Source organism: Rahnella sp. WP5, assembly GCF_000745615.1.
In the GTDB taxonomy this organism is placed as follows: domain Bacteria; phylum Pseudomonadota; class Gammaproteobacteria; order Enterobacterales; family Enterobacteriaceae; genus Rahnella; species Rahnella aceris.
The window spans coordinates 360770-382607 of sequence record NZ_JQJR01000006.1 but is presented as its reverse complement, the minus strand read 5'-3'; the positions used below and the strand labels follow the sequence as shown (position 1 = coordinate 382607).

17 protein-coding genes and 1 pseudogene are annotated in these 21838 nt (G+C 50.6%); 6 read left to right on the top strand and 12 right to left on the bottom strand.

Annotation, left to right across the window (positions count from 1 at the left end):
- Window positions 1–253: 253 nt before the first annotated feature.
- A pseudogene (locus EX31_RS04270) lies at window positions 254–1380 on the top strand (porin).
- A 66-nt stretch (window positions 1381–1446) separates the two neighbouring features.
- On the opposite strand, the gene EX31_RS04265 reads toward EX31_RS04270, so the two are convergent.
- The 5 genes from EX31_RS04265 to budA all read right to left on the bottom strand — a co-directional run bounded on the left by EX31_RS04265 (window position 1447) and on the right by budA (window position 7467).
- A complete protein-coding gene (locus EX31_RS04265; RefSeq protein ID WP_013577139.1) occupies window positions 1447–1668 on the bottom strand; it encodes a hypothetical protein in 222 nt (73 codons plus the stop codon).
- Between the two features lie 334 nt (window positions 1669–2002).
- On the bottom strand, window positions 2003–3277 hold the full coding sequence (locus EX31_RS04260; RefSeq protein WP_037033520.1) for an McrC family protein: 1275 nt from the start codon (window positions 3275–3277) through the stop codon (window positions 2003–2005).
- Complete coding sequence (locus tag EX31_RS04255) at window positions 3277–4848, bottom strand: MrcB family domain-containing protein (protein ID WP_037033518.1); 1572 nt, start codon at window positions 4846–4848, stop codon at window positions 3277–3279. The genes EX31_RS04260 and EX31_RS04255 overlap by 1 nt, the downstream gene beginning before the upstream one ends.
- 132 nt (window positions 4849–4980) lie before the next feature.
- Window positions 4981–6657 carry an acetolactate synthase AlsS gene (alsS, locus tag EX31_RS04250; RefSeq protein ID WP_037033516.1) on the bottom strand — a complete coding sequence of 559 codons (1677 nt, stop codon included), beginning with the start codon at window positions 6655–6657 and terminating at the stop codon, window positions 4981–4983.
- 27 nt (window positions 6658–6684) lie between these two features.
- Window positions 6685–7467 carry an acetolactate decarboxylase gene (budA, locus tag EX31_RS04245; protein ID WP_037033515.1) on the bottom strand — a complete coding sequence of 261 codons (783 nt, stop codon included), beginning with the start codon at window positions 7465–7467 and terminating at the stop codon, window positions 6685–6687.
- A 103-nt stretch (window positions 7468–7570) separates the two neighbouring features.
- Between budA and EX31_RS04240 the strand changes: the two genes are divergently transcribed.
- Window positions 7571–8443 (top strand): LysR family transcriptional regulator, encoded by an 873-nt coding sequence (locus EX31_RS04240; protein ID WP_013577134.1) that lies wholly within the window; start codon window positions 7571–7573, stop codon window positions 8441–8443.
- 1 nt (window position 8444) lies between these two features.
- Here the strand turns inward: EX31_RS04240 and EX31_RS04235 are convergent, their stop codons facing one another.
- From EX31_RS04235 to EX31_RS04225, 3 genes are read right to left on the bottom strand one after another with little or no spacing between them, the layout of a single operon-like run.
- Window positions 8445–8942, bottom strand: coding sequence for an outer membrane lipoprotein YfiB (locus EX31_RS04235; RefSeq protein WP_037033513.1), 498 nt, complete (start codon window positions 8940–8942; stop codon window positions 8445–8447).
- 15 nt (window positions 8943–8957) lie between these two features.
- Window positions 8958–10238, bottom strand: a complete 1281-nt coding sequence (locus tag EX31_RS04230) for a diguanylate cyclase DgcN/YfiN (protein WP_037033512.1) — start codon at window positions 10236–10238, stop codon at window positions 8958–8960.
- 2 nt (window positions 10239–10240) lie between these two features.
- On the bottom strand, window positions 10241–10828 hold the full coding sequence (locus tag EX31_RS04225) for a regulatory sequestration protein YfiR (protein WP_228389031.1): 588 nt from the start codon (window positions 10826–10828) through the stop codon (window positions 10241–10243).
- Between the two features lie 587 nt (window positions 10829–11415).
- Between EX31_RS04225 and EX31_RS04220 the strand changes: the two genes are divergently transcribed.
- The 3 genes from EX31_RS04220 to EX31_RS04210 all read left to right on the top strand — a co-directional run bounded on the left by EX31_RS04220 (window position 11416) and on the right by EX31_RS04210 (window position 15967).
- Window positions 11416–12699: an HAAAP family serine/threonine permease gene (locus EX31_RS04220; RefSeq protein ID WP_013577130.1), complete on the top strand. Its 1284-nt coding sequence runs from the start codon at window positions 11416–11418 to the stop codon at window positions 12697–12699.
- A gap of 103 nt (window positions 12700–12802) precedes the next feature.
- Window positions 12803–14170, top strand: a complete 1368-nt coding sequence (locus EX31_RS04215) for an L-serine ammonia-lyase (RefSeq protein ID WP_037033510.1) — start codon at window positions 12803–12805, stop codon at window positions 14168–14170.
- 144 nt (window positions 14171–14314) lie between these two features.
- The gene (locus tag EX31_RS04210; protein ID WP_037033509.1) at window positions 14315–15967 is read left to right on the top strand and encodes a dihydroxyacetone kinase subunit DhaK; all 1653 of its coding nucleotides are present in this window, start codon (window positions 14315–14317) and stop codon (window positions 15965–15967) included.
- A 66-nt stretch (window positions 15968–16033) separates the two neighbouring features.
- On the opposite strand, the gene EX31_RS04205 is transcribed toward EX31_RS04210, so the two are convergent.
- Complete coding sequence (locus tag EX31_RS04205) at window positions 16034–16765, bottom strand: hypothetical protein (RefSeq protein WP_037033508.1); 732 nt, start codon at window positions 16763–16765, stop codon at window positions 16034–16036.
- 259 nt (window positions 16766–17024) lie between these two features.
- Between EX31_RS04205 and EX31_RS04200 the strand changes: the two genes are divergently transcribed.
- Window positions 17025–19199 carry a YgiQ family radical SAM protein gene (locus tag EX31_RS04200; protein ID WP_037033507.1) on the top strand — a complete coding sequence of 725 codons (2175 nt, stop codon included), beginning with the start codon at window positions 17025–17027 and terminating at the stop codon, window positions 19197–19199.
- Here the strand turns inward: EX31_RS04200 and rhaM are convergent.
- The 3 genes from rhaM to rhaD form a co-directional block, all read right to left on the bottom strand.
- On the bottom strand, window positions 19174–19488 hold the full coding sequence (gene rhaM, locus EX31_RS04195) for an L-rhamnose mutarotase (protein ID WP_013577125.1): 315 nt from the start codon (window positions 19486–19488) through the stop codon (window positions 19174–19176). The two genes, EX31_RS04200 and rhaM, sit on opposite strands and share 26 nt — an antisense overlap.
- Window positions 19489–19711: 223 nt before the next feature.
- A complete protein-coding gene (fucO, locus tag EX31_RS04190) occupies window positions 19712–20860 on the bottom strand; it encodes a lactaldehyde reductase (protein ID WP_037033506.1) in 1149 nt (382 codons plus the stop codon).
- Window positions 20861–20996: 136 nt separating this feature from the next.
- Window positions 20997–21821 carry a rhamnulose-1-phosphate aldolase gene (gene rhaD / locus EX31_RS04185; protein ID WP_013577123.1) on the bottom strand — a complete coding sequence of 275 codons (825 nt, stop codon included), beginning with the start codon at window positions 21819–21821 and terminating at the stop codon, window positions 20997–20999.
- Between the last annotated feature and the right edge of the window lie 17 nt (window positions 21822–21838).

The following is a 21838-nucleotide window of genomic DNA, read 5'->3' as shown; positions in this document are numbered from 1 at the left end:
CAATTCTGACATTCTTATCATTTACGATTGATGGATTACTCATCGTATTGATACCTGTTTAATCAATAATACAAATAATGTTTCTATGAGTTACATTTAAAAACCTGTTTGTTTAATAATTCACCTAAACATATTTTTCTCTTATAGGGAACTTTCTGAATTTTCACTTTGTCCTCTGTCATACCTATGTTAATTATTTATACGCGGCGCAAGACCGCACACACATCACATAAATAATAAAGACAGGGTAATAATGAGCAATTTAAAAGCGTCAATCTTAATTGGCGGCGTCGTGCTGTCGGCATTATCTGCCAGCGCCCAGGCCGAGATTACTGTTTTAGATAAAAATCCTCAAAGTAATGCTTTGCTGGCGCCATTAAGCTTGCAGGTCGGCGGGAGCATCCGTCCTGAGTGGATGGCCCGGAACCGGGTTATTATAAAAATGGTCACGATGGCGGCACCCGTTTCCGCTTCCGTGGTGATTATAAACTGACGCAAAACACCTCCGTCATCGCTTACTACGAGCTGGGTGTGGACATGGCGAACCTTCTGGGTATGAATGATCATTATCCGGAAGGCGGTCAGCGTGATACTCAGCGTCAGTTATATGCGGGCTTTAAAGACGATCGTTACGGGACATTAACCTACGGCCACCAGTACGGTATTTATTATTCCGTTGTCGGGATTAAAAGTGACGTCTGGGATAACGATGGTCATGCGGGCGGTACGGGTATTGGTATTAACGGCAGCTACGATGGCGCGAATAAGCCGAAAAGTAGCCTGAAATATACCAACGACTTTGGCCCTGTGACGTTATATGCCAACTATTTATTGCCGGAAGATGAAATTCAGGCGGGCGAGAATCAGCATTATCGCCGCAATAATGGTGGCGGTTTAGGGTTCGATTATAAACTCACCAAAGATTTAGTCTGGAGTGCGGCTTATAGCCTGACTGATGCCACGGTTAAAGATAATCAATATAACGAAAAAGATTATCATCAACGGTTGTCTGGTACGGCTTTAACCTGGCAGCCAAATAACTGGTACATCGTCGGAACCGGCAGCTATTACAAAGATTTCGTGCCGAGCACCCGTGAAAATCCTGTCGATCATTACTTCGCAGGCAGCGGTTACGGTGTGGAAGGTTTCGTCGGTTATACCTTTAATATCGACAAGCCGTTCCTGAAATCGATCCAGCCATACGTTGCAGCCGATTCCCTGCAACTGAAAGGCGGCGAAGAATATCACGCGAACCACGTTTATCTGGGCGCGGGTACCACCATCGGTTACGGTTTGTCTGTTTACGTGGAGCGCACATTAGCGCACACCACAGACGACGAAGCTGACGCCACCTGGGTTACCGTCTTCTACGATTTCTAATTCACATGCCTTGTGGATCATCAGGCCAGCGCATTTGCGCTGGCTTTTTTACGTCTGCAAATCTGCTTAATGCGCCAGTGCTTCCGCGACGTCAATGCTCACCACATCATCCTCGCTAATCGGCATTTCCAGTGTCTGATACAGCACTTCAAGCCGTTCACACAGAATATAGCTCAGCAGATCTTTCGCCTGCGGATTATCCAGCGACACAATGGCATAAGACAAGGCACGGCAGTGATCGACGATCTCTTCCAGTTCCAGCGGGGTATTGTCGTAAAGGTTAGGCATGTTGAGTACTCCAGAAAATAGTGAATTTACTACCACTGGAGACGCTAACCTCGGGGTGGTAGCTCAAACAGCGTTAGCGTTACCGGTTTTCTGGATCCGGTGCTTCATGAGAAGCCACTGTCTGAGCCACCATAATTTGGGTGAGAACAGACCGTACCACATTCCCCATTTTTTCATAGGGTTGTCGGTACCAGAAAATGACAGAACGCTAATTCTGACTGCGGATTTTGCCGCAGTGAAGAGAGTCTAATACGTGGGGATTTGTACAGTAAGCGGAATTTTTCGGCAGTTTTGGTTTTTGCGGGATGTCTTGGAAAAGATAGTGTAAGACTGCCTAATTGCATGACTTATCAAATAATTGTAAAAGTTCGTGCTCAACTATGAGCTCTTCATTTTCGATATCGAATGGAATTGCGCTGAGTTTGAGTGTTTCACTAAATGAGAAATCGGCAAGCGGCCGATTAAAAGTAGAGGTGAGGGGGTAGATCAAAAACATGTGACCTTGCCCGCCTAAGTACTTATTCCCATAAGCAAAAAGCTGATAAAAGTCGCTCTGGCTAAGGCCATATTTACTTGCTCTATCACTAGAATTTAAGCGCTTCCACTTTGTATCAAGCAGCCATGTTTTTCCTTCATGTTCGATTAAAATATCGGGTTCTAATCGAAAAAATGAAGATTCTAGATGAGCACAAAGGTATCTACTTCTGGCAGGGGCATGAAGTATGGCATTATTTGGAAGATTTCTTCTAAGCCATTTCACAACGTAACGTTCAAAGAGCTTTTCCATAGGAAAAAGGAGGCTGACGCCGCGCCATTCACCAAGAATTGAGGTAGGCATATGCTCACCTAATACCAGTTCACACCATGGTTTAATATCTTGATAGTCACTCATTAAACGATCGCTTCGCCAAGCACTAAAATCTCGACTAATTGCTGTGCTGACAGTGACTTCATTCAGTAGGGAAAGTAATTCTTGGCTTAGACGCAATGTTCTAGGCTGTTGCGTAGTTTTCGATACGCGCAACAAGGCTAATTTCAAAAGGCGATTTTCTGCACGATCAAAAGTAAAAATGTCATGGCGGATTTGGAATTTATGTTGTTGGCTAGGCGATTGTCTCATCTGCGCTGAAAAGTTAATTTGCCCTTTAAGATAAAACTGCTCTTCATCTAGGCGTTGATAATGGGCACGCAATCCTCTTTTAATCAAAGAGCTGAAGGAATCAACAAATCTCTCCATTACCCATTCGCTAAGAGGTGCATTAAAAAGTTCAAGCGATGCTTCCCCAACATGACGAGTGGGGAGATCGAATGATGCTTCAATCATTTTTCGAAGAAGTCTTCTTGCTTTAATGACGCAATCTTCATCCATAAAGCTTTTAGGCAGAATCTCAATACGCGTACCGCAGGGCGTTTCAATAACGCCCACGTGGTTATCGAGTTTTAACCATGCTCGATCTTCAACTTGTAATAAACCTGTTCCGCCATTGAAGGATGAGGCCAGTCTACAGAGATAATCAAATGCGCTAGCAGAAATTTGAGCACGATCCAAGGTAGGCTCGATGCTTGATGTCGTTAACCTGGCAAATTCTCTAACCGTGATGGCTAACATTACACATTCTTCTCATCAGCTATTTTTTCCAATGCGGAAATTAATCTAGTATCGATGATACCGAGATAGGCTTCAATTTTTGAGAAATTATTATCATTAACTTTGTATGTATTCCCTTTCAGAGGTTCTGTCACCTCGGAGCCAAAGAGGGATTGATCCCACTGAGTAGGTGAAATAAAACAAATATCATCATTTTTTCGATGATCATTGAGGATCCAGCGAATTTTTTGCCAGTCTTCGAAAAAGTACTCTTGCAAAAGAGGTATTACTTGGTCTTTAAAAATAGAAGACAGCTGTTCAAGAGTTGGATTTTTCTTCAGAGGAAGGAAATACGCATGTCCCAAACAATGGTCTGCGTTAAGTAATATTTCTATACGATTATTAATAACAGCAAGCATTTCCCCAACATTAAGGCCTTCGATACGGATATCTGCAAGTAATTCAGGCTGTGGGGGTGTTTCACGAAAAATAAAACGACGACGTAATGCGACATCAAGTCCTGAAAGAGAACGATCAGCGGTATTCATTGTACCGATGATATAAACATTGTTAGGTACACTAAAGGTTTCTTTTGAGTATGGAAGTTTTGTTACCAATTCTTCATCCTCTCCTTTGCGCTTTGATGTTTCAATGAGAGTAATAAGCTCTCCAAAAATACGTGAAACATTCCCTCGATTAATCTCATCAATGATTAATACAAATCTTTTAGAAGGAGACGTCATAGCATTGGTGCATATTTTCTTGAATATCCCCGGTTCAACATGGTATTCAAGTTGTTTGCTTACGCCAATCGAAGGACGTAAGCCTTCCACAAAATCTTCATAAGAAAAACTTTGATGGAAGGTTACAAAATTAATAAATCCGTCCTCACAAAGTTTCTCAAACCGTTTTTTAAGTACTGTTCTATTGAACTGATTAGTTTCATAGTAATCTTTGTCTAAAATACTGAGTGCAGTGTTCACGGTTGCGTAAGTTTTACCCGTTCCAGGAGGACCATAGAGAATCTGATTTAACATTATATTGTCCTCTGAAACGGTGGTAATAGGAGTACTTTCAACTGCTCCTTCACTTTCTAATATCACTTGGTAGTCTTGTAGGACTTTACCTAAGTCATGATAAAGAATTGTATCAAAAGATGGAGAGTTAACTATCTTGGAGGCATTTTCATAGACTGTCGCGACATAAGAGGAACCATAGCGTTTAAAAGGAAAACCCTTTTCTTGCATATGTAAAGATACCGTTTTATTTTGCAGTATAGAATTTTGCCATTTATTTTTCGGTGGTTTGGTTTCGCTTATTCCATAGCTCAACACTAAATGGTCGTCAGTTTTATAATAAAGGAATACTGGATAAATTCCGTCTGAAACCTCCTGACCCTCACCCAAGAAAGCTATCCAAGGAACCTGGGCAATATTACCTTGTCCAAAGCTTACCTTTAATTTATAAGAGCAAACTTTATCGGAGTACAGACCCTTAGTTTTTAGCTCATCTGTTTGCGCTTGTTTAATAAATCTTCGAACTTCGTCAGCGAATCCAGTTTCTTTTAATAAATTTTCGAAATCTGTGCTCATTTGTTGGCACCACTTTTAAGTCAAAATTTAGACCAGTAATTTATAGTAATGCCACCAATTTACATGTTCCGGTTACGTTTTTTCAATCTTTAAGGCGCATTTCTGCGCCTTATCTAGTAAAAACCCCACCCCCTAAAAAATCCTCCCCATCTCCAGTTGCCCCATCAGCAGTGCGTTATCGCTGTAATCCACCGGGACGGCGACGACGGCGGGGCCTTGTACGTCCATGGCGGCGCGCAGGGTGCTTTCCAGCGTTTCGGCGGAGGTGACGGCAAAACCTTTGGCGCCGAAGGCGTCGGCGTAGGCTTTGAAATCAATCGGGCCGAACTGGATGCCGGAGGTGCGATGGTATTTTTTCTCTTCCTGAATCGCCACCATGTTGTAGGCCTCATCGACCCAGATGATGTGCAGCAGGTTGACGCCGAGGCGTACGGCGGTTTCCAGTTCCATGCTTGATTGCATAAAGCCGCCGTCGCCGGATACGGAAACCACTTTGCGGCTGGGATCGACCAGCGCAGCGCCAATCGCCCACGGCAGCGCGACGCCCATGGTTTGTTGGCCGTTGGAAATCAGCACCTGACGCGCACGGAAGCTGTAAAGGTAACGGGCGATCCAGATATGGAAACTGCCCATATCGACGCACAGGGTGACGTCGCTGTTGACGATGTCCTGCATCGCGCGCACCAGACGCAGCGGATGGATGGCAAACTGGTTCAGGCTGCGGCCTTTCTGGGCCAGCAGTTCGCGCTGCTGTCGGCGATCCTCGAGGATCGCAATAGCAGAAGCACTGAGATCGATGCGCTGCGGGATCTGTTCTGTCAGCAGATCCAGTGTGTCGGCGATATCGCCCACCAGTTCGACGTCCGGCAGATAATCGCTGTCGGTTTCGGCGGGCATCACGTCGATGTGGACCAGTTCGGCGCTGCCGTTGCTCCATTGCACCGGTTCATACTCGACCGGGCTGTAACCGATGGTGATGACCAGATCTGCGTTACGCAGCAGGCGGTCACCGGCCTGATTGTTGAACAAACCGACGCGACCGGCGAAGCGATGGAACGAAGCCTGATCGATAACGCCTGCCGCCTGATAGGTGCTGGTGACCGGCAGATCGCTTTTATGCAGCAGACGGCGGATAGCCTCGGCGTTGCGCGGCTGGCTGGCCATCAGGCCGAGCAGCAGGACCGGATTTTTGGCCTGTTTCAGTAATTGTGCGACCTGCAATATCGCGTCGTGCGGCGCGCTGCCCAGTACGGGCGGTTGCGAGGTCAGGAGTTTGCCGCTGGCCGGTTCATTGACGATATCCATCGGCAGGCTGATAAATGCTGCACCCGGACGCCCGAACTCGGCGGCGCGAAAACCATTCGCCAGCACTTCGGCCAGCGCGGAAGACGAGGTGACTTCGGCGGAATACTTGGTGACCGGGCGGAACATCGCGACGGTGTCCATGGTCTGGTGCACCTGTTTAACGTGGTCGGCGCGTTTCACCGCACCCCCTAAAGCCACCAGCGGATCGCCTTCGGAGGTCGCGGTGGCAACGCCGGTGATCAGGTTCGAACAACCGGGGCCGGAGGTGACCAGCGCGACGCCCGCTTTCCCGGTCAGGCGGCCGACGGCACCGGCCATAAAGGCGGCGTTGGCTTCGTGACGCACCGGAATGGTTTTGATGCGGGAATCGACCAGCGAATCGAAAACACGATCGATTTTTGCGCCGGGAATGCCGAACACGTGTTTGACGCCCTGTGCTTCAAGCTGCGCGACGACCAGATCCGCACCGCATTTCCATTCGCTTTGGCTGTCTGAATTTTTCATGGCTTTATTCCTTTTGTCTGCGGACTGTTAACTTTCAACGGACTGAATCGCATCATTTAAATCGTCAGGGCATAAGTTGGCGTGCAGGAAATCACTGTCCTGCGGAAAGTCGATCAATAGCTTCTCGACCGTGCCGAAAGTCAGTACGCCGCGCTCAACCTGGTAATCCAGCACATGGCCGCCGCTGCTGCGTGTCTGATTGATGAAATGTTCGTGATAGCCCGCCACGTTGATGCCCTGCATATACGCAGGTGTCAGAAAGCCAATCAGCACACCCTGGCTGTTTTCAATATGAAATGTTGGCTGCGCTTCGATGGCTTCGAGCATCGGTTTATAAGGGCGGTGCTGTTCCGGTACGGTGCGTGTCTCGACGCGGCTGAACTCACCATCAATGCGCAATGCGCAGAAGGTGTTCTGGCTGGCGACGGCGCTGTCAATTACGGCGTGGATTTGTTCACGGCTGTGCGGGCGGTCAATCACGTATTCATTAGTCGGGTTAAAGAATGTCATGACGGCGAAGGGCGTTTTTTGTTCAGGAAGGGCGCGCCGGGCGCTGCCGTCGCCACGCAACTGGAAGATATTACTGTTGAATGCGATCAGTTCGCCGTCGAGATGGTTAAAGGTGCCGAGGCCAAAATCGCCGTGTTTCAGCAGGTCCGCCATCGTGGTGTCGCCTTCATAGACGCCGCTCAGCAAGGCGCTCATCAGTGACGACTGATAAAGCACGCGGTCAGGATGCTGATGTTTAAACGCTGTCGCCGTGCGGGCAATATCGGCGACGCAGGAACAGGACTCAGAATGGCTTTTCATGCAGGGGTCTCCGTCGAATAATTAACTTTGCTAACTAAAAGGTTGACCCCATTCCGTCCTGAGTTCCAATATAAGGAGGTGTTTACTTTGAGACGTTTTTGATATGGAACTTCGTCATCTGCGTTATTTTGTCGCGGTAGCCGAGGCGGGCCACTTCACCCGTGCTGCCGAACTCCTGGGAATATCCCAGCCTCCCCTGAGCCAGCAAATCCAGCGGCTCGAACATGAAATCGGAACCCCTTTACTCAAGCGTCTGACCCGTGGCGTTGAGCTGACCGAAGCCGGAAAAGTGCTGTACGACGACGCACAAACCATCATCAAACTGACCGATGCCGCCTTTGAACGTACCCGTGCGGTGGCACGCGGCCTTAACGGTACGCTGCGCATCGGTTTTGCCACCTCAACGGCCTTCAATCCGCAGGTGTTTGAGCTGCTGCATCGCTTCCGTGACAAGTATCCGGGCATGGTGCTGGAGCCGCAGGAAAAAGATATGGCGGGGCTGATGACCGCGATGAGCGAGGGCGCGCTGGATGCGGCGTTTATCCGTCTGCCTTGCGAGCGCAGCAAGGAGTTCAGTTATAAGGTGCTGGATATTGAGGAAATGATGGTGGCGTTGCCGAAGAAGCATCCGCTCAGTCAGGGGAAAGAAGTCCGGCTGGCAGCGCTGCGCCACGACACGCTGATCACCTTTCCCCGCGATTTATCGCCGGGGCTTTATGATGCCGTGACACAGGCGTGTAAAGAGGCGGGATTTTCGCCGCGCTACGGGCAGCAGTGTCCGCAAATTACCTCGGCGCTGAGTATGGTGGCGACAGGATTTGGTTACGCGCTGGTGCCGGCGTCGCTGAGTAAGATTGATGAAACCAATGTGCGCTGTCTGCCCCTGGCAGGGCAGACATTAACGACGCAGATCGCGCTCGCCTGGCGCAGAACGGATAACTGCAAGGCGGCGCTGCATATGGTGGGGTTGTTGTAAGTTACACCACAATAATCACAGACACGCGACGGTTCTGGGCGCGTCCGGCCTGGGTTTTATTGCTGGCGACCGGCTGGCTCTGCCCTAATCCGCGGGTATGGATATTGGCGCGTGGCATTCCGGCATCGGCAAAGGCGGCGGCAACCGTGTTGGCGCGGCGCAGAGACAGATCGTTGTTGTAACCGGCGTCGCCGTAGTTGTCGGTATGGCCGTCGAGATTGACTTTATTCAGCCCGACATGCAGCAGTTCACTGGCCAGTTTTTCCACCGACTGCTTACTTTCTGCCGAAAGCGTCGCCTGATTATTGCCAAACAGCACTTTGGCATCCAGCCCGAGTTCCCAGCCTTCGGCTGTCTGCGAGAAGCCGTTTTTTTGCAGTACGGCGATCTGTTCCGGCGTTAATCCCGCCGGTTTGGTCTGACAGGCGGCCAGCAGCAGAATGCACAACCCCATTGCGGCGAATTGAAACCAGGTCTTGAAAGTGTTGCAGGTATTCATTGTCATTAATTCCTTTTAGTCTTTCATCACGACAGGAAGCGGCATGCCTGAAGAGACATGCCAGCAACTGCCGGAAATTTTTTTCGAGCGGTACATGGCCTCATCGGCCTTATCCAGTAACTCTTTCGCGTTAGTGGCCTGAGAAGGCGACAGCGCGATACCGATACTGAGAGAAACATCCAGCGTCTTGTTATTGAGCAGGATGACAGGGGTTTTCATGATTTCAACAATGCGTTCGGCAAAAGCCACGGCCTCTGCGGTGGAAACCATCGGTTCAAGCAAGATGGCAAATTCATCACCGCCCAGACGTGCCAGCACATCGCCTTTTCGCAGCGTTTTCGCCAGCCGTTCACCAATCACCATCAGCACGCGGTCTCCGGCAGCATGACCGAGTGAGTCATTGATCTCTTTAAAGTTATCGACATCAATAAACAGCAACGCCAGTGACAGCGCCGGGCGCATCGGGTTAAAGCATTGATTAAGCGTATCAATGAAAAACGCGCGATTATGCAGGCCGGTCAATCCATCATGCAATGCTTTTTGGGTCAGTGAGACGTTCTCGTTGCGCATATGGTTTTCCCAGGCTTCCAGCTCCGTCAGCAGGCTGTTGAAGTCCTGGCTCAGCGTGTGCAGCTCGGCAATCGGCGCAGAAGGGACACGCAGGCTGAACGAACGGTTAGCGCTGACGTCATGAGTGACGCGCGTAATGTGGCCGAGAGCATCGACAATACCTTTTTGCATCCGGCGGGAAAAATACAGCGCCACCAGCGCCGTCAGTACCAGACAGCCGATCAGGCTAAGCACCGTTTCCAGCAGGAAACCCGCCAGGGTTCCGCCATTACCGGCGAGCCAGACGGTACCGATGAGCGAACCGGAATGATTCACCGGCATCGTGACAGGCTCCGGGAAAGCCAGGTGGCCGACGAACTGCCCGAGCTTGTCCCAGTTGCTGTTCACCGGCCGCTGCCATTCAGTGAACGTTGCACCGGCAGGGGTCAGAATTTTAGCCTGCGTGAAATCGCCGCGTTTAGCGATGAACTCCAGCGACTCGTGCGCGGCGGCAGGATCATTAAACACCAGCGCCGCTTCGGTGGTGTAGCTGATAGCGCGTGCGGTCAGTTGCAGATTATTTTCGGCATGCGAACGCAGGGCGATCAGGGCCAGCAAGATCAGTAAAAAACCGGCAAGGCCAATCGCGGTCAAAATCACAATCACATGGATTCTGTTCAGTGCGGCATTCAGCGTCGGGCGCTGGCGCGGCTGTTCTGTGTCAGGAACAGGAATTTTATTTTCCATGGTTACTCCTTTTCCCTGGCAAGTTGTAATACGGCGGGATTAACCCGCACACCGCTGCGGGACAGCGTGTCCAGATTCAGTTTGAATCCGGTGTGAAGGGGCGTGATAACCAGACAAAAAGCGTTCAGTAATCCGCAGGTCTCGTCTTCTTCGCTGATCGTTAAAATGGCATGGCCTTCCAGGCGCTGATGTAAATCGTTTTGCTGCTCAGCCGTTGTTCTGCCGGAATAAATGGCATCGCACTGCGCGGTCAGCAGCGGGCTGTCAAAAGGCAACGTCATCACCTTGAGCGGTCTGCCGGCAAAAGCGCTGCCATCGGGCGTGAGTAGCGCCGCGTATTTAACTGGCTGAATGATGCAAAGTGTTAAAGAAGACGAGGTCGTTTTGTCGGGCCAGCGCGAATAACTGAGGATACCGTTAACGGTCTGGGCGACGGCGGCGTCGGGTGACGTCTCGCTGGTTTCTGCGATAACCGGTTTTAACGGAGCGATCAGAAGCACCATCAGCAGGGCGAAGCCATACGCAGCCTTAAAAAAATGGCCGACACGTATCTTCACTAACAGGTAAAAAGGTGATCGGGCTTTTTCCATGGCGTCACTCTGTGTTTCTTCCGGTTGAAATTGTTTCACCGGAATAAGAATAACTTTATCGGCATGATTTCTGAAAGCGTCAATAAAAAGTTTTTCACCCCGAAACAACACGCATCTTGTGTAGAATTTTTTACAGAAACCAGGAAAACAGCGAATACTGAAGAGAATCTAATGAATGTTTAGGTTAATGTGCGTGGTTGATTTTTGAGCAGCGATAAGAGAGGCGGCGTCGATAAATAATACACATTGGTGTTATTTCAACCGTTATTAAAATAATAGTCACGGTCATAACAAAATATGACAAAAAATAAATGTTACCGTAATCACCGTTTGATGAATTTAAATTGCAGGAAATGTTAATAGATTGGAATTTAAAGGAATAATAGACGGCATTTTAGCTATATTCGTGACCATGATCTCAAAGCTACACCGTTAGTCAGATTTTTATGCTGCTGATAGGTATCATGCCCGCATTAATGGTATGTTTTAACCGTCAGGGTGGTTTTTTCGATGACGGGTGCAGTAAAAAAACATCAACCATTCCTGGGGAAAACGGAATTATTTTTATAATTAGGTGCTGAGGAATCATGGATAATACAACAATCGGGACGCTGTCTGAAAAATCAATAAGTTCCTGGCGTAAAACTGACACCATGTGGATGTTAGGTTTATATGGAACGGCAATTGGTGCGGGTGTTCTTTTTCTTCCTATTAATGCCGGTATTGGCGGATTAATTCCGTTAATTATTATGGCGATTCTCGCCTTCCCAATGACTTTCTTCGCTCACCGCGGATTAACCCGTTTTGTTTTATCGGGTAAAAATGCCGGTGAAGATATTACGGAAGTCGTGGAAGAACATTTTGGTATTACGGCTGGTAAATTAATTACGCTGCTGTATTTCTTCGCCATTTATCCTATTTTGCTGGTTTACAGCGTGGCGATCACTAATACGGTTGAGAGTTTTATTACTCACCAGATGCATATGAATGCGCCACCGCGTGCGTTGCTGTCACTGATCCTGATCCTCGGATTAATGACACTGGTGCATTTTGGTCAGGATATGATCGTGAAAGCGATGAGTATTCTGGTATTCCCGTTTGTGACGGTGCTGATGGCGCTGGCGCTTTACCTTATTCCTAACTGGAATATGTCAGTGTTTACAAACGCCTCGCTTTCCGGTAACGGCGTAGGTCATGGTATGCTGATGACGCTGTGGCTGGTGATCCCGGTGATGGTGTTCTCGTTCAACCACTCGCCTATTATCTCCTCTTTTGCAGTGGCAAAACGCAAAGAATACGGTGATGGCGCTGAGAAAAAATGTTCGCGCATTCTGGCATTTAGCCACATCATGATGGTGATCACGGTGATGTTCTTTGTCTTCAGCTGCGTCCTGAGCCTGTCTCCGGCCGACCTGATGGAAGCCAAATCGCAAAACGTGTCTATTCTGTCTTATTTAGCGAACCACTTCTCTAACCCGGTCATTGAATATATCGCGCCATTTATTGCCTTTATTGCCATTACTAAATCTTTCCTCGGCCATTATCTGGGCGCACGCGAAGGTTTTAACGGCATGGTGATTAAATCTTTGCGCAGTAAAGGCAAGAAAATTGCCCTGCCAACGCTGAACCGTTATACCGGTATCTTCATGTTATTAACCACCTGGTTAGTGGCAACCCTGAATCCAAGTATTCTGGGCATGATCGAAACGCTGGGCGGTCCGATTATTGCGATGCTGTTATTCCTGATGCCAATGTATGCCATCCGTAAAGTTCCGGCGATGAAAAAATACAGCGGCCATATCAGTAATGTCTTCGTTGCTGTAATGGGTCTGATTGCGATGTCAGCCATTGTATTCAGCCTGATGGGTTAATGATTAAAGCTTCTGAAATAAAGTGAGCGGGAATATCCCGCTCCTTTCTCTCCCGTTTTTCTGTTTATTCCGCCCGTAAATAATTTCACTTGGAGTACCCACCGTGATCAGCGTCTTCGATATTTTCAAAATTGGTATTGGTCCTTCCAGTTCGCATACTGTTGGCCCGATGAAAGCCGGGAAAATATTCACTGATGAGCTTATCTCTTCAGGCCATATAACCCAAACGACCCGCGTGGCGGTTGATGTTTACGGATCATTATCATTAACCGGTAAAGGTCACCATACTGATCTGGCCATTATCATGGGGCTGGCGGGGAATATGCCGGATGATGTGGATATCGATGCGATCCCGGCGTTTATCCGTGAGGTAGAAAATACCGGACGTCTGATGCTGGGCAAGGGCGCAAAAGAAGTGGATTTCCCGGCCAGTTCAGGCATGAATTTCCATTCCGGTAATCTGCCGTTGCATGAAAACGGCATGACAATCAGTGCTTTCAGCGGCGATGAACTGCTCTATACCCAAACCTATTACTCTATCGGCGGTGGCTTTATTGTCGAAGCCAGCAAATTTGGGATGCAGGATGAAAATCCGGTGGTGCGCCCGTATCCGTTCCGTTCGGCCAGCGATTTGCAAAAACACTGTACGGACACCGGCCTGTCGTTGTCGGCACTGATGCTGCAAAACGAACTGGCGGGACACACACGCACAGAAATCAGCGATCACTTTGCGGCCATCTGGAATGTGATGAGCGAAGGCATTACGCGCGGCATTCATACCGAAGGCTTGCTGCCGGGACCGATGAAAATCAACCGCCGTGCCGCCGCGCTGCGCCGCATTCTGGTGACGCAGGATAAGAACAATGTCGATCCGATGGGTGTTGTTGACTGGATCAACATGTACGCGATGGCGGTTAACGAAGAAAATGCGGCAGGCGGGCGTGTGGTCACTGCGCCGACCAACGGCGCGTGTGGCATCATTCCTGCCGTGCTGACGTATTACGATCAGTTTATCCGCCCGATCAGCCCTGATTCGTACAGCCGCTTCTTCCTGGCTTCTGGCGCGGTCGGTATTCTGTTCAAAATGAACGCTTCGATTTCCGGTGCGGAAGTGGGGTGTCAGGGCGAAGTGGGCGTGGCCTGTTCTATGGCGGCGGCAGGTCTGACCGAACTGCTGGGCGGCAGCACCGCGCAGGTGTTTATGGCGGCAGAAATCGCGATGGAACATCACCTCGGGCTGACTTGTGATCCGCTGGCCGGACAGGTTCAGGTGCCATGCATCGAGCGTAACGCCATTTCGGCCGTGAAAGCCGTCAATGCGTCGCGTATGGCATTACGCCGCACCAGCGAACCGCGTGTGTGCCTCGATAAAGTCATCGAAACCATGTACGAAACCGGCAAGGACATGAACTCGAAATACCGTGAAACTTCGACAGGCGGTTTGGCTATCAAGGTTCTCGCCTGCAATTGATTTCTTTTCTCATCATTTCCTAAAAGGCGGGAAACCGCCTTTCCCGCCCCCTTCGTTACTTTTCCCTGTGTTATGTTTTGGGTTATCTATACTGCGTAGAAGCTCTTTTTTCACCTGGAAAACAGTTAAAAGGAAAGGTCCGGTATGTCTAAATTCTTTATGAATGACCGCAAGACTCTGATTAACGATGTTATTGAAGGGGTGATCCTGACCTCTCCCTACAAAAACCTGGCAAAACTGGACATCGATCCGGCAATCCGCGTTGTCGTGCGGCGTGACTGGGATAAGAAAAAGGTTGCGCTGATTTCAGGCGGTGGCTCGGGTCATGAACCGGCGCACGTGGGGTTTGTCGGCAAAGGCATGCTCACGGCGGCAGTGTGTGGCGAAGTGTTTGCTTCTCCGAGCGTGGACGCCGTGCTGAACGCGATTGTGGCGGTCACCGGCAAAGCGGGCTGTCTGCTGATCGTCAAAAACTACACCGGCGACCGTCTGAACTTTGGTCTGGCCGCTGAGAAAGCAAAAGGCTTAGGCTATAACGTCGAGCTGGTGATGGTCTCCGACGACATTTCCCTGCCGGAAAACAAGCAGCCGCGCGGCATCGCCGGTACGGCGCTGGTGCATAAAATTGCCGGTTACGCGGCTGAGCAGGGTAAATCCCTGAAAGATGTCACCAAAATCGCCCTGCAGGCGATTGATGCGACCGCCAGTATTGGTGTTGCGGCGGCGGGGTGCAGCCTGCCGGGAGGCGGTGAAGATGAAGAAGAGCAACGTATCGAATCGGGCCACGTTGAGCTGGGATTAGGTATTCACGGCGAACCGGGTGTGTCGACCATGAAAACCCAGAACAGCAAAAAAGTGGTGGATACGCTGGTCGGCAAGCTTGCGGAACATGTGAAGAAAAGCGACAAGCTGGCGGTGCTGATCAATAACCTCGGCGGCGTCTCTCCGCTCGAAATGAATCAGATCACCAAAGAACTGGTGCATTCGGCGCTCGGCAGTTCGATCCGTTATCTGATTGGCCCGGCATCGCTGGTCAGTGCGCTGGATATGAAAGGGTTCTCGCTCTCGGTGATTGCCCTTAAAGGCGGCATTGAGGAAGCCTTGCTGGCAGAAGTGGAAGCCTCCGGCTGGCAGCCTCTGGTGAAGCTTGAGAAACTGGCGACCAAAAAGGGCAAGAAAATCAGCGATAAGAAAACGGTAAAAGCCTCGTCCAATGCGCAGGTTGGCAAAATCGTTGAAACCATTACTCAGACACTTTCTGATCTGGAAGACGAGCTGAATAAACTCGATGCCAAAGTCGGTGACGGCGATACCGGTTCGACGTTTGCCACCGGCGCGCGCGATATCCAGAAAGAAAACAAAGGCAAAAGATTACCGCTGAATAATGTGGCCGATCTTCTGGGCGTTGTCGGCGATCGTCTGGCGACCGTCATGGGCGGATCCAGCGGCGTGCTGATGTCGATCTTCTTTACCGCCGCAGGTAAGAAAGTCGGTGAGGGTGAGAAGTTGCCGAAAGCGTTGCTGTCCGGTCTCGAACGCATGAAGCATTACGGCGGGGCAGATCTCGGGGATCGCACGATGATCGACGCACTGCAACCGGCGCTGGAAGCCCTTGGCAAAAAAGATGCGCTGAAAGGGGCGGCTAAAGCGGCAGCCAAAGGGGCCAAAGACACGGCCAGCATGAAGAAAGCCAATGCGGGGCGCTCTTCTTATCTCAGCAGCAACAGCCTGAAAGGGGTGAAAGATCCCGGCGCAGTGGCCGTTGAAAAAGTGTTTGAGGCGCTGGCGAAAAAATAAGATTGATGTCAGCAAAAAAGAAAGGCCTGCGGGAAACCGGCAGGCCTTTTTATGGCAATGAAAACGTCAGGTAATCGCATTGGGATCAATCAGCGAATAAAGCTTTTTATCATGGATCCGCTGTGAAATTTTGTACTGATTTTGTTCATAAATAACGAACTTGCCGATACGGATCGCTTCACGGGAATCCCTGTTAGCAAAATGGTCGTAAACACCGCCGGGATATTTCCCCTTCAGGCCACGGTTAGACCATTTATTCATTTTCATTTTCCACTCAAGAGAATAATGCGCCAGAGGGCAGACGATCTTTGCCCATGGATCGCAAATCAGTGCGTTCTCAAGGATTTTGCCGTTGTTATGTACAGGCTGGGTGCCGACTAATACCAGACAATGGTCGACCGGACGCGTAATGAAGATGCTGATCACTTTTAATGGCGTACCGGCGAGCTTTTCCCATTTTTGAATGTTTTCACTGATATAACAAAATGCGACGCGGGCATTTTCGCCGCAGTTGCCCGCATTTTCTTTCCCGTTGCGATAATCTTCTTCAACTTTCCGGTAAAGCTGCTGGGAGGAAAGATTGAGCTTTCGCAGACCCCGCACCATGGCACCTCGATCCCTGTCGCCGCCCAGTGAATGCAGCCGGTATTTTTTAGGATCCGATATCATCAGACCATCAATCATTCTTTTATCCGGATAAAACTTATTGGCAGATTTCAGCGACAGTCGTGAACGCGTAAACAGCATGGCTTCGGTAAGCTTGGGTAAGAGTAATTTCTGGAAACGTTTATTATCCATAACGCTATTTTTCCTTTAAAACCTGATTCAGCAATGGACTATTTGAGCACTCTTTATTGCCGGTATAAAGGAAATGACTTCTTAAGAAATACTGGATCTGCTGAGACCCTCCGCGCCGGAGCAGCCTGGATATAATACGGCGCTCAGTCAGAAAACATAATTTGATCTAAAACAATTTTAAGCGATTTGCTCACCCGCCGCAGTTTCCGTCCCCGTATAATTTGCGGCCAATTATTTGCCGCCGAACGAAGACCTTACTATGCCAGTCAGCCTGATCCAACCTGATCGCACCCTGTTTTCTTACCCACGTTACTGGGCCGAATGCTACGGCACTGCGCCGTTTTTCCCGATGACCCGGGAGGAAATGGATCAGCTTGGCTGGGACAGTTGTGATGTGATCGTGGTGACCGGCGATGCGTATGTTGACCATCCGAGTTTCGGCATGGCGATCATCGGCCGCATGCTGGAAGCGCAAGGGTTTCGCGTCGGGATCATCGCGCAGCCGGACTGGACCAGCAAAGAAGATTTCATGCGGCTCGGGAAGCCGAATCTGTTTTACGGCGTGACTGCCGGCAATATGGATTCGATGATCAACCGTTATACCGCCGACCGTAAATTACGCCACGACGATGCCTATACGCCGGGTAACGTGGGTGGAAAACGTCCGGATCGCGCGACGCTGGTTTACACCCAGCGCTGTAAAGAAGCCTACAGCGATGTACCGGTTTTGCTCGGCGGTATCGAAGCCAGCCTGCGACGTATCGCACATTACGATTACTGGTCCGATACCGTGCGGCGCTCGGTACTGGTGGATTCCAAAGCTGACATGCTGATTTATGGCAACGGCGAAAGGCCGCTGGTGGAAGTGGCGCACCGTCTGGCGGCGGGCGAATCCATTACTGATATTCATGATGTGCGTAACACTGCCGTGATGCGCAAAACGGCGCTTATCGGCTGGAGCGGTGTGGATTCCACGCGGCTCGATAAGCCGGGGCGGATTGAGCCGATCATGAATCCGTACGGTGAGGATTTGCCGTGCTCGGAAGGAGAGTTGCCTGCGCCGGATGCCCCGCAACCGGTAACGGTGCGCGCGCCAAAGCCGAAACCGTGGGAGAAAACCTACGTTCTGTTGCCATCATTTGAAAAAGTGAAGGCCGATAAAGTGCTTTACGCGCATACCTCGCGCATTTTGCATCACGAAACCAATCCCGGCTGTGCGCGTGCCCTGATGCAAAAACACGGCGACCGCTATGTGTGGATCAACCCACCGGCGATCCCGCTGTCGACCGAAGAAATGGACGAAGTGTTTGGCCTGCCGTTCCAGCGCGTACCGCACCCGTCTTACGGCAAAGCGACAATTCCGGCATATGACATGATCCGTTTCTCGATCAATATTATGCGTGGCTGTTACGGCGGTTGTGCGTTTTGTTCGATCACCGAGCATGAAGGGCGGATCATTCAGAGCCGCTCGGAAGCGTCGATCGTCCGCGAAATAGAAGAGATCCGCGACAATGTACCGGGATTCACCGGTGTGATTTCCGATCTGGGTGGCCCGACCGCCAACATGTATATGCTGCGCTGTCAGTCGCCGAAAGCGGAACAAAGTTGCCGCCGTGCGTCCTGTGTGTATCCGGAAATCTGTACGCACATGGACACTAACCATGAACCGACGATCAACCTTTACCGCCGTACGCGCAGCCTGAAGGGCATCAAGAAAATACTGATCGCCTCGGGCGTACGTTACGATCTGGCGATAGAAGATCCGCGTTATATCAAAGAGCTGGCCGAACATCACGTGGGGGGATATCTGAAGATCGCGCCGGAACATACGGAAGCCGGACCGCTGTCCAAAATGATGAAGCCTGGAATGGGCAGTTATTACCGCTTCAAGGAGCTGTTTGACAGCTATTCCAAACAGGCCGGAAAAGAGCAATATCTGATCCCGTACTTTATCTCCGCACATCCGGGGACACGTACTGAAGACATGATCAACCTGGCGCTGTGGCTGAAGAAAAACCGTTTCCGCCTGGATCAGGTGCAAAACTTCTATCCGTCACCGCTCGCCAGCGCCACCACGATGTATTACAGCGGCAAGAATCCGCTTGGCAAAGTGGATTACAAAAGCGAAGACGTGGTAGTGCCGAAAGGGGATCGCCAGCGCCGGTTGCATAAAGCCTTGCTGCGCTATCACGATCCGGTGAACTGGCCGGTGATCCGCGAGGCGCTGACCGCGATGGGCATGCGCCGTCTGATTGGCATCCGGCCTGATTGTCTGGTGCCGCCGGACGGTTTTGATCCAAAGTTTGCGGCGTCAGTTTCAGGCAAAGCGAAACCGGCCACCACGCGTTTTACCGCCTCAAAAGCGCAAAATCCGTCTGCCGGAAAAGGAAAACCCGCTGGTCAGCGGGTTAATCGAGGTAAAAGACCGGTTTAAGATCGTTACTGACCGGGCTGTTATCGGCATTGGCAGGCATTACGTCTGCCATATGCTTCCACCATTTCTGGCAGATCTCCGTTTTTGCTACCGCGTTCCATCTTTCTTCTGATTCTATTTCCACATAGCCAAACAGCAGATTACGTTTTTCATCGAGAAAAATGCTGTAGTGATGCGCGCCGTGGGCTTTCAGGGTTTCCGCCAGTTCTGGCCAGATTGGCGAATGACGGCGCTGATATTCATCGTGTGCATTCGCATTAACCTGCATCACGAAGGATTTACGGATCATGTTTTTCTCCGGTTAGATTATCGGGGGGTAGAGGGAAAGCTCCTCCCTCTGCGAAGGGGGAGGCTGGGAGGGGGTTTTAAAGATAAACGCCTCGTCAAAGTACACTTCAACACATTCGCTTTTATTTAATACCCCACCCCAACCCTCCCCTTCGCAGGGGAGGGAGCAGACCGAGCTGTTTTCGTGTTTGCTTTCGCTCTCCCCTTAGGAGGGAGCAAAGAAACTACATTGCTTTCAGATACAACTCGCGCACTTCTTCACGAGTTGCGGTGCGCGGATTGCACGGTGCGCACGGATCAGCGAGGGCTTTGTCCAGCCAGCCTTCGATATCGCTTTCATTAATCCCCAGCTCTTTGAAACCGGAAGGAATACCCACGCGGGTGGACAATTTTCGGATAGCGTCAATGGCCGCAATACTGGCCTGTGTTTCGCTGATACCTTGCGTATGCACGCCCATCGCGCGGGCAATATCGGCAAAGCGGTGAGGTGCACTGGCGCGGTTAAACTCTTCGACAACCGGCAGCAAGATGGCATTACAGACGCCGTGCGGCAGATTATGTGTCGCGCCCGGCTGATGCGCCAGTGCGTGAACCAGCCCCAAGCCTGCGCTGTTAAATGCCATACCGGCCAGATATTGTCCCTGCGCCATTTTCTCGCGGGCTTCAATATCATCGCCGTGATCGACTGCTTTTGGCAGCCATTGCGTGATAGTTGAAATCGCGGCGAGCGCGGTCGGATCGGTCAGAGGATGTGCGCCGACAGAAACATAGGCTTCGATAGCGTGGGTTAGCGCATCCATGCCGGTTGCAGCGGTGACACTGGCCGGGATTTTGAGCATAACCGCCGGGTCGTCCACTGCAATATCCGGGATCAGATTGGCGTCGATGATCACTTCTTTCACCTGACGCTGGCTGTCGATGATCACCGCATTGCTGGTGAGTTCTGCGGCTGTGCCCGCTGTGGTATTAATCGCCACCAGGAAGACACCCGGTTTGGTAACTTTGCCGACACCGGAATACATTGTGGCGGGCCCCGGATTGGCGGTCAGAATTTTGATGCCTTTTGCGGTATCAATCGGGCTGCCGCCGCCGAAAGCGATCAGGTAATCGCACTGGTTTTCCTGATACAAACGGAAACCTTCATCAACGTGAGCAGAGGTTGGATTGGGTACCACGCCGCCGTAAATAGCGTAAGGCAGTCCGGCCTGTTTAAGGGCGGAGAATAAACTGTCGAGCAGACCCAGTTCGATTAACTGGCCATCGGTAACGATAAGCGCTTTGCCGTGTTGCTTAGTCGCCAGCATCGCAACCATATCTTCGATTGCGCCCTGACCGTGGAGACTGATTTTAGGAAGTGCCAACATGAAACTCATAAAAATTCCCTCTATAGAGTAAGTAAAATAGGTGTTCTGTTGTGCGCTGCTCCGCGGTCTTTGCCATTTCCTGCTACGGGAAACATCCACTGTTCCCCGTGCAGGATTTATGAAGTCTGGAGCATAAAGTGCCTGATCAGGCTTTCAGTGCGGCCTCGAAAGGTGTGACGTCAAAACGTTTGCCAAGCGCAATCAGTTCATCGGTCTGGATGGTTTGTTTCATTCCACCCATAGAAATCACTTTCACCAGAATCTCCGCCGATTTTTCAGCGGTGTCGATCAGGCCAAAAGCGTCATCCAGCGTCGGGCCGCAACCGAAGATACCGTGGAATGCCCACAACACCAGGCTGTGATGTTGCATCCGGTCGGAAGTGGCTGCGCCGATACCATCGGTACCCGGCACCATCCACGGTACAATCCCCACGCCGTCGGGGAAGACCACCAGACATTCGGTGCTGCATTCCCACAATTTGCGGGTGATCTTGGCGCTGTCGAGCTCAAGCACGTACGTCAGTGCGATCAGGTTGGTCGCATGGCAATGCATGATCACGCGATCCTGACCGTTGGTGACACGTTTACGCACAGCGTGAGATTGCAGATGTGAGGCCAGTTCAGAGGTTGGCAGACCGCCGGCGGTCAGACCCCACAGGATTTTGTAGCTGGCGCCTTTGTCATCGAGCTGAATAACGGTCAGCGCTTCTGACGGGGCTAATTGCACGTTACGGAAAAACTTACCGGAACCGGTCACGATGAAGTATTCGTTGGCCAGATCAGGCGCATGCTGAGTCAGTTCAACCTGGCGCGGCTGGTCGTAAAAATCATTTTTATAAGGTGCGACGTCTTCCGGTAACAGGCGCATGCTGACGTTGCCGCCGTTACGCTCATCCCAGCCTTTCAGCCACATATCGGTGGTCGCTTTGACCATGCCTTGCACAAACCACGAGCTAAATAATGTTTTCATCGGTTCTTTCCTGCGAA

What these genes read in the sequence shown, in the direction of transcription:
- EX31_RS04265 (WP_013577139.1), bottom strand. Translation starts at nt 1,668, where the DNA reads ATGCCTAACCTTTACGACAATACCCCGCTGGAACTGGAAGAGATCGTC.
- EX31_RS04260 (WP_037033520.1), bottom strand. Translation starts at nt 3,277, where the DNA reads ATGTTAGCCATCACGGTTAGAGAATTTGCCAGGTTAACGACATCAAGC.
- EX31_RS04255 (WP_037033518.1), bottom strand. Translation starts at nt 4,848, where the DNA reads ATGAGCACAGATTTCGAAAATTTATTAAAAGAAACTGGATTCGCTGAC.
- alsS (WP_037033516.1), bottom strand. Translation starts at nt 6,657, where the DNA reads ATGAAAAATTCAGACAGCCAAAGCGAATGGAAATGCGGTGCGGATCTG.
- budA (WP_037033515.1), bottom strand. Translation starts at nt 7,467, where the DNA reads ATGAAAAGCCATTCTGAGTCCTGTTCCTGCGTCGCCGATATTGCCCGC.
- EX31_RS04240 (WP_013577134.1), top strand. Translation starts at nt 7,571, where the DNA reads ATGGAACTTCGTCATCTGCGTTATTTTGTCGCGGTAGCCGAGGCGGGC.
- EX31_RS04235 (WP_037033513.1), bottom strand. Translation starts at nt 8,942, where the DNA reads ATGAATACCTGCAACACTTTCAAGACCTGGTTTCAATTCGCCGCAATG.
- EX31_RS04230 (WP_037033512.1), bottom strand. Translation starts at nt 10,238, where the DNA reads ATGGAAAATAAAATTCCTGTTCCTGACACAGAACAGCCGCGCCAGCGC.
- EX31_RS04225 (WP_228389031.1), bottom strand. Translation starts at nt 10,828, where the DNA reads ATGGAAAAAGCCCGATCACCTTTTTACCTGTTAGTGAAGATACGTGTC.
- EX31_RS04220 (WP_013577130.1), top strand. Translation starts at nt 11,416, where the DNA reads ATGGATAATACAACAATCGGGACGCTGTCTGAAAAATCAATAAGTTCC.
- EX31_RS04210 (WP_037033509.1), top strand. Translation starts at nt 14,315, where the DNA reads ATGTCTAAATTCTTTATGAATGACCGCAAGACTCTGATTAACGATGTT.
- EX31_RS04205 (WP_037033508.1), bottom strand. Translation starts at nt 16,765, where the DNA reads ATGGATAATAAACGTTTCCAGAAATTACTCTTACCCAAGCTTACCGAA.
- EX31_RS04200 (WP_037033507.1), top strand. Translation starts at nt 17,025, where the DNA reads ATGCCAGTCAGCCTGATCCAACCTGATCGCACCCTGTTTTCTTACCCA.
- rhaM (WP_013577125.1), bottom strand. Translation starts at nt 19,488, where the DNA reads ATGATCCGTAAATCCTTCGTGATGCAGGTTAATGCGAATGCACACGAT.
- fucO (WP_037033506.1), bottom strand. Translation starts at nt 20,860, where the DNA reads ATGAGTTTCATGTTGGCACTTCCTAAAATCAGTCTCCACGGTCAGGGC.
- rhaD (WP_013577123.1), bottom strand. Translation starts at nt 21,821, where the DNA reads ATGAAAACATTATTTAGCTCGTGGTTTGTGCAAGGCATGGTCAAAGCG.